Origin of the sequence: Paractinoplanes ovalisporus (assembly GCF_016834655.1) — a bacterium.
Lineage (GTDB): Bacteria > Actinomycetota > Actinomycetes > Mycobacteriales > Micromonosporaceae > Actinoplanes > Actinoplanes ovalisporus.
The window spans coordinates 633,119-646,051 of record NZ_JAENHP010000003.1 but is presented as its reverse complement, the minus strand read 5'-3'; the positions used below and the strand labels follow the sequence as shown (position 1 = coordinate 646,051).

General features: G+C 70.0%; 11 protein-coding genes. 7 read left to right on the top strand and 4 right to left on the bottom strand.

The annotated features are described in order from the left end of the window. Positions 1 to 6: 6 nt before the first annotated feature. The 3 genes from JIG36_RS13225 to JIG36_RS13215 form a co-directional block, all read right to left on the bottom strand. Positions 7 to 1,161, bottom strand: coding sequence for an alpha/beta hydrolase-fold protein (locus JIG36_RS13225; protein WP_203376402.1), 1,155 nt, complete (start codon positions 1,159 to 1,161; stop codon positions 7 to 9). A 177-nt stretch (positions 1,162 to 1,338) separates the two neighbouring features. Continuing rightward, complete coding sequence (locus JIG36_RS13220) at positions 1,339 to 2,538, bottom strand: zinc metalloprotease (protein ID WP_203376401.1); 1,200 nt, start codon at positions 2,536 to 2,538, stop codon at positions 1,339 to 1,341. Beyond that, positions 2,535 to 3,608, bottom strand: coding sequence for a HesA/MoeB/ThiF family protein (locus tag JIG36_RS13215; RefSeq protein ID WP_203376400.1), 1,074 nt, complete (start codon positions 3,606 to 3,608; stop codon positions 2,535 to 2,537). Before JIG36_RS13215 ends, JIG36_RS13220 begins: the two co-directional genes overlap by 4 nt. Before the next feature lie 306 nt (positions 3,609 to 3,914). Between JIG36_RS13215 and JIG36_RS13210 the strand changes: the two genes are divergently transcribed. Continuing rightward, the gene (locus JIG36_RS13210) at positions 3,915 to 7,388 is read left to right on the top strand and encodes an NACHT domain-containing protein (RefSeq protein ID WP_203376399.1); all 3,474 of its coding nucleotides are present in this window, start codon (positions 3,915 to 3,917) and stop codon (positions 7,386 to 7,388) included. A 12-nt stretch (positions 7,389 to 7,400) separates the two neighbouring features. Here the strand turns inward: JIG36_RS13210 and JIG36_RS13205 are convergent, their stop codons facing one another. Continuing rightward, positions 7,401 to 7,892, bottom strand: coding sequence for a GyrI-like domain-containing protein (locus JIG36_RS13205; RefSeq protein WP_203376398.1), 492 nt, complete (start codon positions 7,890 to 7,892; stop codon positions 7,401 to 7,403). A gap of 234 nt (positions 7,893 to 8,126) precedes the next feature. Between JIG36_RS13205 and JIG36_RS13200 the strand changes: the two genes are divergently transcribed. From JIG36_RS13200 to JIG36_RS13175, 6 genes are all read left to right on the top strand, one after another. Further along, positions 8,127 to 8,312, top strand: a complete 186-nt coding sequence (locus tag JIG36_RS13200; RefSeq protein ID WP_203376397.1) for a hypothetical protein — start codon at positions 8,127 to 8,129, stop codon at positions 8,310 to 8,312. 4 nt (positions 8,313 to 8,316) lie between these two features. Next, complete coding sequence (locus JIG36_RS13195; protein WP_203376396.1) at positions 8,317 to 8,514, top strand: hypothetical protein; 198 nt, start codon at positions 8,317 to 8,319, stop codon at positions 8,512 to 8,514. 115 nt (positions 8,515 to 8,629) lie between these two features. After that, positions 8,630 to 9,736 (top strand): uroporphyrinogen-III synthase, encoded by a 1,107-nt coding sequence (locus JIG36_RS13190; protein ID WP_203376703.1) that lies wholly within the window; start codon positions 8,630 to 8,632, stop codon positions 9,734 to 9,736. Between the two features lie 73 nt (positions 9,737 to 9,809). Next, a complete protein-coding gene (locus JIG36_RS13185) occupies positions 9,810 to 10,445 on the top strand; it encodes a sirohydrochlorin chelatase (RefSeq protein ID WP_203376395.1) in 636 nt (211 codons plus the stop codon). Between the two features lie 59 nt (positions 10,446 to 10,504). Continuing rightward, complete coding sequence (locus JIG36_RS13180; RefSeq protein WP_203376394.1) at positions 10,505 to 12,583, top strand: molybdopterin oxidoreductase family protein; 2,079 nt, start codon at positions 10,505 to 10,507, stop codon at positions 12,581 to 12,583. A gap of 2 nt (positions 12,584 to 12,585) precedes the next feature. Then, positions 12,586 to 12,933, top strand: a complete 348-nt coding sequence (locus tag JIG36_RS13175) for a molybdopterin oxidoreductase (RefSeq protein WP_203376393.1) — start codon at positions 12,586 to 12,588, stop codon at positions 12,931 to 12,933.

The following is a 12,933-nucleotide window of genomic DNA, read 5'->3' as shown; positions in this document are numbered from 1 at the left end:
AGCGATTCACCGGGTCACGGCGATCAGGGCCTCAGGGAAGTTGTGGCGCCAGTTCACGTAGTCGTGACCGCCGGAGTATTCGAGGTAGGTGACGTCGCAGTCGCGGGACCGGAGGGCGTCGCGCATCTCGCGGACCGTGTCCAGCTGGGACGGGGCGTTGTCGGGGCCGGGCATCGTCTCCATACGGCCCACGTCGAGGAAGTAACGCACCCGGGGGACAGCCTGGCGGGCGGCGTCGCGGATCAACTGCCGGGGAACGCCCTCAGGGGGAGCCGGCCACCAGAACGAACCGGACTGAGCGATCACGCCCGTGAACAGGTGGGGGCGGGTCAGGCCCAGGTGGGCCGCGACCAGGCCGCCCCGGGACTGGCCGGCGGCCACGTTGTCGCCGGTCGGGGAACCGATGCCCCAGCGGGTGCGGGCCCACGGCAGCAGCTCGTCGGCGAACGCGCCGACGTGGGGGCCGGGGGTCAGGTCGCGCAGGCGGGTCTCGTCACGGCCGCGGACGAACAGCGCCGCGGTCGGGTGGATGCGGCCCTCGGCGATCAGGTTGTCCAGGACGGTCGGGATGCGCATCAGGGTCTGACCCAGGTAGCCGTCGAACACCACCAGGATCGGCAGGTCGTCGGGCTCGATCCCGTACGGGAAATAGGCCGTGACGGGCACATCGGGGCGGAACCAGGCCGTGGTCAGGGCGCCGGCCGGGATGCCCGGGTGAGGCCGCGTCCACGGCGAGCGGGGCGCCTCGGGCAGCTGCAGGACGGACGCCCAGCTGCTCGCGTCGGTGGGGTCGTCGGGGTCGGCCTCGAAGAACACCGACCGCGGGTTGTCCCGGTCGAGCTGGGCCGGTCCACGGTCGTCGGGGCGGGCCGGCAGGTCCTCGGTGTCGCCCAGCACCAGGCCGTAGATCGTCCGCAGGTCGGACGGGAACACCTCGGAACCGTGCCAGATGTCGGTGCCGGGCAGGCGGGTCAGCGGCACGTCGATGTTCCACCAGGCCCGGACCCGGTCCGCCTCGCCCCGCCACAGGAACGTGACCAGCGTCCGGCCGTGACCCCACGGTTCCATCAGCGGGGTCCCGGCCGCGGTGAGCTCGGCCCACAGCCGGTCGGTGTCGTCGGTGTTGTTCTCGAGCAGGCCGGTGATGCGGGGACTACGCATGATGGGGGGCTTCCTCGCATACGAACGGGAGAACGGGGGATGGCGGCCGGTGCTTTCGCGCCGGCCGCCATGTCGGAACCGTCAGTTACCGCTCGGGTTGCTCCGGTTGGTGGTCTCCACCTTGTCCAGCTTGCGGATGACGATCTTCTCCATGGCCGTTCACCTCCTCTCCCCGTGTCAGGCGGTGTGGGGCGCCCGGCGCCGGACGCGGCGGACACGATCGCCGTGCCGCCGCCACCAGGCCCGGCCCCACAAGGTCCAATAGGCCGCGCTGACCGAGAACGTCACCAGCGCGTCGAGCAGCCCGGCCGCGCCGCCGTCGCCGGTCAGCGAACCGGCCAGCCGGCCGATCACCGCCACCACGAACGGCAGCGACACGACCGCGAAAACGCCCAGGCACAACACCGTTCCCACCGCCAGGGCGACCGCGTACGCCCGTACGGCGGTCCGTTCGTGCGCCGGCAGCCGTGGCATCGGGTCGTCCCCGCTCAGGCGCAGCTTCCGGCGCACATAGGCGGCGCCGTCGGCGTACAGGTTGCGGCAGCCGGTCAGGTCCTGCAGCACGAAGTACAGGTCGGTGCGCATGAACATCAGCAGCTGACCGGGCAGCGACAACAGCGACGTGATCACGACGAGGGCGGCGATCCGGTCGGTGAGGCTCCCGGGCGTGGCGAAGACCCGTACGAGAATCGCGGTGGACGCGGCCGCCACGTTCACGCCCATCCCGCTCAGATAGACGATCATGCGGGCTCGTCGCGGCGCGCCCCAGATGCCGCTGACGTCGGTCTGCGCGACCAGGAACTGCAACTGCGTCGAGAAGCTGATCTTGCCGTTGACGCCGAAGGCGCGCGCGGTCGCCAGGTGCCCCACCTCGTGCAGCCCGATCAGGATCCACGCCACGACGATGCCCCCGAGCAGCACGGGCGTCGTGCGGGTCGTCCACAACAGATCCCCGTACGAGGGAACGAGCTCTTGTCTTGTCGAAAGGGCCACGACGGCGGCCGCCGTGAGCGCGGCGACGGCGATCAGGAAAGGCGTGCTGACGAGCCAGCGGACGTGCCGGGCCCGCAGGCGCGGGAAGGTCGGCGGCGCGGGTTCGTGACCGGGCACCGGGACGCCGTCGACGGCCTCGACAAAACCCAGCTCGGTCAGGCTGTCCACGAACTCGGCCACGTTCACGTCGCGGTCCTGCTCGCGGCGGATCCGGCGGTGCGCCTCGTCGATGCTCAGGCCGTCGCGCAACAGCATGATCACGTCGGCCGCCACCGGGGGCACGGCGATGAACTCGCCCGTCTCGACCCGGCCGACCACCCATTCGCGCTCGTCGCCGCGCTGCTCGGCCCGCATGTGCAGCGGATGCAGCCGTACGGTGGTCATGGCTTGTCACCGCAGGCCGGGCAGCCGGGATGCCGGTCGAACGGCGGCGGCTCGTAGGGTTCCGCGACCGCCAGGTTGATGCCGATCGGGCGTCCGGCCGCGACCGCGGGCACACCGGTGATCAGCGCGATGACCAGGTGGGCGGCGAGCTGACCGGAGAGGCCGGCGGAGACCGCGGTGACAGCGGAAGAGCTGTTTCGCCGTACGGAATAAGGCCTCTCCGGCACCACGTCGCGGTGTCGCTCGTGCTCGTCGAGCCACCCGCACTCATAGCAGGGACCACGCCCCGGCGTGTAGGCCGAGGCGGTGACGGCCGGACCGTGGTAGCCGGCGTCGACCCACGGGGTGCCGCTCGCCAGGCAGGCCTCGTTCACCCAGGCCCGGATCTCGCCCGGCTGGTCGGCGCAGAGCAGGAAGACGTCGCAGCCGCCGGTCCGTAGCTCGTCGCGCCCGCTGATGATCGCCTTCTCGCTGGTGACCAGGATGTCGGCGTTGAGGCGCCGCAGCCGGGCGGCGGTGGTCTCGGCCTTGGGCCGGCCGACATCCCGCTCGTCGAACTGGACCTGCCGGTTGAGGTTCGACAGCTCGACCGTGTCGCCGTCGATCAGGTGCAGCCGGCCCACACCCGAGGCGGCGAGGGCCAGGGCCGCGGTGCCGCCCGTTCCGCCCAGGCCGAGCACGGTGACCGAGGCCCGCTTGAGCCGGGCCTGCGGCTCCCACGAGTTGTCACGGCGCCGCTGGTCGATCCAGCGGTAGAACTGGCGTCCGCGGTCGTGCCGGGTGAGATCGCGCGGGGTGAGCTCGGGCGGCGGGGCGGCGGCGGCGTTCTCGAGATAGCCGGCGTCGATGAACTGGTCGAGAGCGTCGGCGACGCCGCTCCGGCCGTCGACGAGCTCGGCGATCGTGCGGGTGCCGTCGGCCGCGGAGAGCAGGGCCCAGACCTCGCCGGTGGCATCTTCGACCTCGGCCGCGATGCCGTGCACCGCCCCACCGATCCGGATGCTGCCCCGCGGCGTGCGGACCAGGCCGTGTTCCGGCTTGATGCGCGGCCGCCAAACCGCTTCAGACACTGATCGCCCCTTCGGCAACTTCGCGTCATCGCCCCGCCACGCAGAGTTCCAGCCGGGTCGAGGCCTGTCAAGCCACGAGTTCAATGTGGACCTTCGACCGAAGCTCGATCCCCGTCGAGACAGGCAGCTCGGGATCGCCATGCCTGGTAACAGATTTGGCACACTCCGACGCCGGCCGGTTCCCGCATCGCGGTGTATTTCTGTCTGTCCGCGCCGGGGGCCTGATCCTCCGAACGGTGACGGCGAATGTGCGTCACCGTCCCTGAGCCGTGTACAACGAGTGGCACCGGAAATGCGGAGGTGGCGGTGGCGAAGGGCCTGACCTATCGGGACGCCGTACGACTGCTCGGCGGTGACCAGGGTGGCGTCGTCGACGCGCTCGACAAGGTCACCACCGGGCTGATGCTGGGCGGCACGGTGACCGTGGTTCCCGCGCTGCTGGGCTGGTTCGACGCGCGGGCCGAATTCGCACGCCTGTCGCGCGGCCTGGTCGGGCGGGCCCGGCAACGCCGCACCGGCAGCCACCGGCTCGGGCGCACCCAACAGGTCGAGGCGGCACACACGGTCCTGGTCGTCGCGTCGTTCTTCGAGGTCCTGTCCGAGGCCCCGCTGCCCTTCGCGTTCGGTGATCTGGTCCCGTCCCGGTCCGAGCAGCTCGCGCTGGCCGGTGGCGGCCCGGCGGCCGCGGGGGAGTCCCTGGCCGCCGACGTGCTGGCCACGGCGGTCGCTTTGCCCGTGCCGCACCGCAGCCACGACGAGTATCTGGGCGAGTTGCTGGAATTCCACCGTGGGCTGGCGACGGCGGTGGTGCGATTCGTGTCGGGCCTGGCCGCCTGGGACGCACTGACCCCGCCTCAGCGTGACGCCTTCACAACCGTGCTGGAAGACATCGGGTGGCGCGCGGGGCGGCGCTACGGCGACATGCTGCTGGAACTGGTCGCCGACTTCCCGGAGATTGCCCACTGGGCCAACCTGCGTGAGCACCGCAGTCTGCGGCTCTCCCTGCAGAACCTCGAAGCGACCCTGGCCGAAATCAGCTCGGGCCGCACCCCCGGAGAGGTCCGCGAGAGCTTCCACCGGGCGTACGCGGCCGCGCTCGACCGGCCTATCACCGAGAGTACCGACGTCCCCGAGGGTATGACCGTGCCGACGCTGGCCGACGCTTACGTGCCACCGCCGTTCCGGGTGACGGGCGCGCCGGCCGACTCGGTGGCCAGCGACGAGGCGGTCTGGGCGGACGTACCGATTCGCGACGACCTCGACGACTACCTGGTCGGCCGGCTCACGTCCCCCGGGGCGGTCCAGGCCCCCATGTTGCTGCTGGGCCAGCCCGGTGCGGGCAAGTCGGTGCTGACCAAGGTGCTGGCCGCTCGCCTGCCCGCTGCCGACTTTCTGCCCATCCGGGTGGTGCTGCGCGAGGTCGACGCCACCAAGGACCTTCAGGGTCAGATCGAGGACGCAGTACGCCTGTCCACCGGCGACGACCGACGCTGGCGCGACATCGCCGAGGCCGCCCAGGGTGCGCTGCCGATGATCCTGCTCGACGGTTTCGACGAGCTGCTGCAGGCGACCGGGGTCAGTCAGTCGAACTACCTGATGGACGTCCTCCGTTTCCAGGAACGCGAACGCGACCAGGGCCGTGCGGTGGCGTTCATCGTGACGACCCGCACGAGCGTGGCCGACCGCGCCCGGACACCACCCGGGACGGTCGTTCTGCGCCTGGAACCGTTCGACGAGGAGCGGGCCCGGCGCTGGCTCGACGTGTGGAACACAGCTAATGCGCGGCACTTCCGTTCGTCGGGGGTGCGGCCCTTGCCGTCCGAGGTGGTGCTCCGCTATCCGGATCTGTCGGGGCAGCCGTTGCTGCTCCTGCTGCTCGCGCTGTACGACGCCGACGGCAACGCCCTGCAACGCGAGACAGGTTCGCTCAGTCTCGGCGAGCTGTATGAGCGTTTGTTGCGCGCTTTCGCCCGTCGGGAGGCAAGTAAACACGTCAGCCGCCTGGGATCGCGCGAAACCGAGGCATGGATCGACACCGAACTGCGAAAGTTGTCGATCGCGGCGTTCGCGATGTTCAACCGCTCATCCCAGTGGGTCACCCACGCCGACCTCGAGGACGACCTCCAGGCGATCCTGCCACCCGCGTCCGGTGCGACATCATTCGACGCGATGGCCGAGTCAGCGCTGCTGGTCGGCCGCTTCTTCTTCGTCCACCGGACCCAGGCCCAGCAGCGCGACACGACACTCCACACGTACGAGTTCCTGCACGCGACCTTCGGCGAATACCTGGTGGCCCGCCTGACCTGGGAACTGCTGCGCGAGGCGGGCCGCCGCAACTCGGCGTCTTCGCTGCACTTCGGCGAGGTCGACGACGGCGGGCTCTACCGGTTCCTCTCGTACGCGGTCCTGGCCGTACGTACCCCGACCATGACGTTCCTGCAGGGCATGGCCGTCGACCTGACCGCCGAGGATCGGAACCACCTGGGTGCGTTGCTGGGCCGCCTCTACACGGCCGCGCCCTACGAATGGCGCCCGGATGCGGCGGCACCGCAGCGCGCGAAGCCGTACCAGCCCGTGCACATGCCGATCCCGTCCCGGATCGCCGCCTACACCGCGAACCTGACCCTTCTCGCGATCGTCGTCTCGGACCAGCTGGCCTATTCGGATCTCTGCACACCCCGCGAGCGGGAGGCGGCCGAGGCCTGGCACGCCCAAGCCCTGTTGTGGCATTCACAGCTGAGGGAGGAGGAGTGGGACAGCATCGTCGAGTCGGTGGCTGTCGAGCGTTACTGGTTGGCGGAGGACGGCGAGCGCGATGTTCGCCTGACGCTGGACTACGGCACTTCCGTCCCGGCACCGCTCGACCCGCACTGGACCTTCAAGCGGCCCGCCGCCGAGCGTGGCGGGTTCGCTTTCACGCATGGCGCACCGGCCTGGCTGGTGCAGCGGCGCGCCAACTTCGTGTGCGGTTCGCAGGACGACGTGTTCCAGCATTCGCTTCAGCCGCTTCTGGGTTCCGAGATCGAGGTCACGACGCGCACGTTTGTCAGCTGGCTCCCGGACCGCTATCCGTCGGCCGCCGGAGCGCTGCTCGACGTCATGCTTTTGCCGGCGCATCCGCTAGCGCCAGACATTCGGCCGGCTGCCTACCGTGACTGTGCACGCATCGCCGCGTATCACTTTCCGCCGTGGGACCGCAAAGCCAGGCTCGGCTACAGCGGCCTTCTGCTGGCGGCGATGAGCGTCGACCCCGGAGTCGACGCCACGCTCGCCTCCGAAGTGCTGAGAGAACTACTGGTGCCTCACGTGGCGTGGGACGACGTCACGCAATGCACGGCGGCGATGCTAAACCGTTTCGGAACCTCAGACCACGGCTTCGCCCAGTTGGCCGAGGCCGCCCGCGAGGTCCTGCGGTGGGTCAGGCGCTACCGTTCACAAGGCGACCCGCTCGTCAGGGAAATCACCTATCGGCTCGCCACAATCGACACCGGCCAGGCGCCGGGATCACGGGTGGAGTACGTGAGTCCATCGGAGTCTCACGATTTTCTGAAGGCGACGATAGTGCGTTTGCGGGCAGTGGCCGAACAGGCGAAGCCATCCCACGAGGCGCTCCTCAGCGTCCGTCAGGACCTTGAACGAGCTGTTGGACCTATGGACGACTCGAGCGATGTGGCCGAGGCCCTCGAGCTGGTGCGTTCCGGCGAACGGGAACATCGCAAGATCGTGGCCGCGTTGGCAGTCGCCGTCGAGAAGATCGGCACCCACCGATTGACCCTGTGAATAATTGGCGAATCACCGGTCCAGGCGGATGCCGAGCTCGATCTGCCAGCGCGTTTTCATGCGCTCGGAACGTGGGTCGGTCAGATACATCTCGTAGCGGGCGCCGAAACGGTCGCCGGACGGATTTTCGTCGACGTCCATCGGCAGGTTTACGGCTCGGATCCAGTTGATCAGGGTGCCGTTGGCCCGGCGGCCGTGGCCGATGAAACGCAACGTGGCGTAATCGCCGGCGGGGAGGGTTCCGGGGGTCACGCGGTCGTCGCCGTCCAGCGGCTTGTCGGTTTCCACCCCTACCTCCAGGGTCATGTCGCTTTCCATCGCCACCACGTGCAGGCGCAGGAACGTGCGGCCGTAGGACTCGCCCCTGGTGTCCAGCCACGTGTACAGCTCGGTCATCAGCTTGTCGCGGACGGCGAACATGCCCCGGAACGGCGTCACCACCCGGATGCCGGCCGTGTGGCGCAACGGCTGGGGGACTACGGCGGGGCCGAACAGGATCTCCACGTGGTGAGGCTAACGAAAAACGCATTCCGCCTGGGGGCTGGTCACGCCGCGTGACGGGCTGAACGCCGTACGTGGGAATGTGAATCTGGGAATTGACTGATCCTCCTCTTGACCTGGAACTTTAGGAAAACTCGGCGGGCGAATCGGCCGGTGCCGCCGCCGGGTCGCGCGTGTGAGATTTGTTCGCGGTGTCTGCGCTCGAACGCGCGGCAGGAGGCGTTCGAGGAGGACGGCATGGACAGCGCGGACTTCGCCCTGAAGGCGTACGACGAAGGTCGCGCCGACGGTGTCGCCGGGCGTAAGGATCTGGAGCGGACGGGGGACGCCGACTATCGGGTCGGTCTCCACGACGGGCAGCTCGCGGCGTTCGAGGCCGACCTCATCGCCGCGATCCGTAAGGCCATGGACGGTAAGAGCTGACCTGATGGACGACCAGATTCTCGCGTATTCCACCGGGCGCGCCGACGGCATCGCGGGGCGGCGGGACCACCTGCGGGCGGGGCACCCGGGCACCGGCGCCGACTACCGGATGGGCTTTCTCGACGGGCGCATCGAAGTCTTCCACATGCTCACGGCCGTGCGCCGCATGGTCGACGACGCCGACGAAGGGCCTCACCGGTAGTCACAAGATCTTCTGCGCGGATTGTGATGCCGCCTTATCGGAGGCGAAACACGACGAGGACGTCGCGGTAACCCAGCCTGGGAACCCTGGCGGAAACGACGTGGATGGGGTGCCGATGATCGAAGGCGTGCTGGCCGGCTTCACCGTCGCCGTGACCGCCGAGCGGCGGCGCGACGAGATGGCCGCGCTGCTCGCCCGGCGTGGGGCCCGGGTGGTCACCGCGTCGGCGATCACCATCGTGCCGCTGGCCGACGACGACGCGCTGCACGCCGCCACCGCCGCCTGCATCGGGCTCGCCCCCGACCTGGTCGTCGCCACCACCGGCTTCGGCTTCCGGGGCTGGCTCGAGGCGGCCGAGGGCTGGGGGCTGGGCGACCAGCTGCGCGAGGTGCTGGGCCGGGCCCGCATCGTCGCCCGCGGCCCCAAACCGTGCGGGGCGATCCGTGCCGCCGGTCTCACCGAGGAGTGGGCGGCCAAGACCGAGTCGACCGACGAGATCCTGGAACGGCTGCTCGCCGAGGGCGTCGCCGGCCTGCGCATCGTGGTGCAGGAGCACGGCGAGCCGCAGACCGAGTTTGTCGGCGCCCTGCGCGGCGGGGGCGCGGCCGTGGTCGAGGTGCCCGTCTACCGGTGGGTGCTTCCGCAAGACCTTTCCCCCGTACGCCGTCTGGCCGAGCAGATCACCGCCGGGCAGATCGACGCCGTGACGTTCACCAGCGCCCCCGCGGCCAAGGCGTTCCTGCGCGTGGCGGGGGAGTCGCATCCGGCCGCGCTCGACCGTCTGAGCTCGGGCGCCACCCTGGCCGCCTGCGTCGGGCCGGTGACCGCGGGCCCGCTCACCGGCCGGGGCATCCCGGTGGTGATGCCGGAGCGCTACCGCCTCGGCGCCCTGATCAAGACCGTCACCGACGAGCTGCCGCGACGGTCGGTGAAGTTGCGGGTGGCCGGTTCGACGCTGGAGATGCGCGGCCACGCCGTGCTCATCGACGGGGTGACGCACACTTTGGCCCCGGCCGCGATGGCCATCCTGACCTCCCTCGCGGCCCGGCCCGGGGTGGTCGTCTCGAAGGACCAGTTGATCGCCGCGCTGCCCCGGGGCAACGACGGCCACGCGGTTGACGTCGCCGTGGCCCGGCTGCGCACCGCCCTCGGCTCGGGCCGCCACATCGAGACCGTGATCAAGCGGGGCTACCGGCTGCGCCTCGACGAGCCGGCGGCCTGAAAAGCCGCGCCGGGGCCGGCTGTCTGAAAAGCAAGAGGTCGCAACGTGGCGACACACGTCAAGAAGGAGACGTATGCCCACGCTGATCGCCGTCGCGCACGGCACCCGCAGCCCGGCCGGTCAGGCCCAGATCCGCGACCTCGTGGCCCGGGTCGCCCGCCGCGGCATCGACGTGCGCCTGGCCTACGTCGACGTGCAGCAACCCAGGGTCGCCGAGGTGGTGCCGCTCGTGCCCGACGCGGTGGTCGTCCCGCTGCTGCTGTCGGCCGGCCATCACGTGCGGGTGGACATCGCCGACGCCGTGGCCGGCACCTCGATTCCGGTCACCCGGCCGCTCGGACCCGACGACGTGCTGCTCGAAAGCCTGGTCCGCCACCTGCCGCGGGCCGACGCCGTCGTGCTGGCCGCCGCTGGTTCCTCCGACCCGGCCTGGCGCGCCGACGTCGAGGCGCTGGCCGGTCGCCTGGGTGCGGCCGGCGTCGGATTCGTGTCCGGTCCGGGGCGCCGGGTGCCCGACATCGTCGCCGGACTGCGCGCCCAGGGGGCCCGGACGATCGCCGTCGCGGCCTATCTGCTGGCCGACGGTCTGTTCTACCGCAGCCTGCGCAAGGCCGGTGCCGACCACGTGACCCCGCCCCTGTGCCTCGACCCGGCGGTCACCGATCTGGTCGTACGCAGATTTCTCACAACGGCCGCCGCGCGTTTGTAGGGTTTTCCGTACGCCGCCGCAACCGCGAAAACAACGCCGGAAAACAATGACGCCCAAACATGAGGGGCGTGACGGCGACCGATACGCATTGCCCCTACTGCGCCTTGCAGTGCGGCATGACCCTGACCCCGGAGATTCCCCGGGTGAGGCTCGAGCCGCGCGATTTCCCGGTCAACCGGGGCGGGTTGTGCGCCAAAGGGTTCACCGCCGCCGATCTGCTCGACCACCGCGACCGCCTGCTGCATCCGCTCGTGCGGAAAGTGCCCGGCGACCGCACCAGCCCGTTCCGTGAGGCGACCTGGGACGAGGCGCTGTCGCAGACGGAAGAGCAGATCCGGACGGCCCAGGAAAGGCACGGGCGCAACAGCGTCGGCGTGTTCGGCGGGGGCGGGCTGACCAACGAGAAGGCGTACGCGCTGGGGAAGTTCGCCCGGGTCACGTTGAAGAGCGCGTCGATCGACTACAACGGCCGGTTCTGCATGTCGAGCGCCGCTACTGCGGCCAACCGCACCCTGGGCGTCGACCGCGGACTGCCTTTCCCGCTCGAAGACGTGGCCCACGCCAAAACGGTTCTGCTGGTCGGTGCCAATCCGGCCGACGCGATGCCGCCGAGCATGCAGTATCTCGACACCGGCCGGGAGAACGGCGCCCGCCACATCGTCATCGACCCCCGCCGGACGAACACCGCGGCCGGTGCTCATCTGCATCTGCAACCGCTGCCGGGCACCGATCTGGCCCTGGCCAACGGTCTGCTGCACATCGCGATCCGGGAAGGCCACATCGACGAGGCCTATATCCGGGACCGGACCACCGGCTTCGACGCGGTGAAGAACGCCACCAATTCGTACTGGCCGGACCGGGTCGAGCGGATGACCGGCGTACCGGAGAACCGCCTGCGGGAGACGGTGCGGCTGCTCGCCACGCAGGGGCCGGCGATGATTCTGACCGCCCGCGGCGCCGAGCAGCACAGCAACGGCACCGACACGGCCCAGGCCTATCTCAATCTGGCCCTCGCGCTCGGCCTGGTCGGACGGCCCTTCTCCGGGTACGGGACCATCACCGGCCAGGGCAATGGCCAGGGTGGACGCGAGCACGGGCAGAAGGCCGACCAGCTCCCGGGATATCGGAAACTCGACGATCCAGAGGCCCGGAAACACGTCGCCAAGGTGTGGGGCATCGACCCGGACGAGCTTCCGGGGCCGGGGCAGTCCGCGTACGAAATGCTCGACCAGCTGGGCGGGAAAGTGCGCGTCCTGATGGTGCTGGCGAGCAACATCGCGGTCAGTGCCCCGAACAGCAACCGCATCCTGGAAAAGCTGAAATCCCTCGACTTCCTCGTCGTCTCCGACATTTTCGCGTCCGAGACGGCCGAGCTGGCCGACGTCGTGCTCCCGACGGCCCAATGGGCCGAGGAAGAAGGCACGATGACGAACCTCGAAGGCCGCGTGATCCGCCGCAAACGGGCGCTGGCGCCGCCGCCCGAGGTGAGGACCGACCTGGAAATGCTGGCCGATCTGAGCCGGCGTCTCGGCCGGGCGGAATCCAGTGATCCGCGCACGGTCTTCGAGGAGTTGCGCCGCGCCAGCGCCGGGGGGATCGCCGATTACGCCGGAATCACGTACGAGCGGATCGAGAAAGAGAACGGCGTTTTCTGGCCCTGCCCGGCCGAGGACCACCCGGGCACGCCCCGCCTGTTCGCCGACAACTTCCCCACCAAGGACGGAAGAGCCGCCATGCGAGCGGTCATCCATCGGGACCCGGCGGAAATGCCGGACCGGACCTTTCCGTACGTGCTCACCACCGGCCGCAACATGCAGCAGTACCAGAGCGGCAATCAGACCCGCCGGGTGAAGGCGCTCAATGTCGCGCTTCCCGAGCCCCGCGCCGAGATCCACCCCGACCTGGCCCGCCGGCACGGCATCAACGACGGCGACCTGGTCGAACTGCGCAGCCGCCGCGGTGTCGCGGTGCTGCGGGCCCGGCTCTCCGACGGCATCCGCCCGGACACCGTCTTCGCGCCCTTCCACTGGCCGGGCGCGAATGCGCTCACCAATCCCGCCCTCGACCCGCATTCGCGCATGCCCGCGTTCAAGGCGTGCGCGGTCGCGATCTCCCGGCACGAGAGAGGAACCGATTAGCGGTGCACTCCACCCCACGATTCCGGCAAGGCGTTTTTCCGTACGAGGGCAAGGGTCTGGACCGCCCGGCGCCCATCGACCCGGCGTTGTCCTATGTGGTTCCGGACGGATTCACCGCGCAGGCGGTCTATTTCCGGGGCGGCAACGCGGCCGCCGAACTCGTCAGCGTCGTGCTGATGCGCGACGGCAGCCCGATGCGGTACTTCCCGATCGGCGCCAAGAGCGACGTGCACGTGCCGCTGCGGGTCGTCGAGGACCTGGCCGCCGGCACCGTCGTCGACCTGTGGCTGGCCGCGCCGGCCGGGCTCTCCGGCACCGTGATCGTCGACCTCGGCCTGGTGGAGATCTGA

Coding starts and splice junctions, on each gene's coding strand:
- JIG36_RS13225 (WP_203376402.1), bottom strand. CDS start 1,161: ATGCGTAGTCCCCGCATCACCGGCCTGCTCGAGAACAACACCGACGAC.
- JIG36_RS13220 (WP_203376401.1), bottom strand. CDS start 2,538: ATGACCACCGTACGGCTGCATCCGCTGCACATGCGGGCCGAGCAGCGC.
- JIG36_RS13200 (WP_203376397.1), top strand. CDS start 8,127: ATGGACAGCGCGGACTTCGCCCTGAAGGCGTACGACGAAGGTCGCGCC.
- JIG36_RS13195 (WP_203376396.1), top strand. CDS start 8,317: ATGGACGACCAGATTCTCGCGTATTCCACCGGGCGCGCCGACGGCATC.
- JIG36_RS13190 (WP_203376703.1), top strand. CDS start 8,630: ATGATCGAAGGCGTGCTGGCCGGCTTCACCGTCGCCGTGACCGCCGAG.
- JIG36_RS13185 (WP_203376395.1), top strand. CDS start 9,810: ATGCCCACGCTGATCGCCGTCGCGCACGGCACCCGCAGCCCGGCCGGT.
- JIG36_RS13180 (WP_203376394.1), top strand. CDS start 10,505: ATGAGGGGCGTGACGGCGACCGATACGCATTGCCCCTACTGCGCCTTG.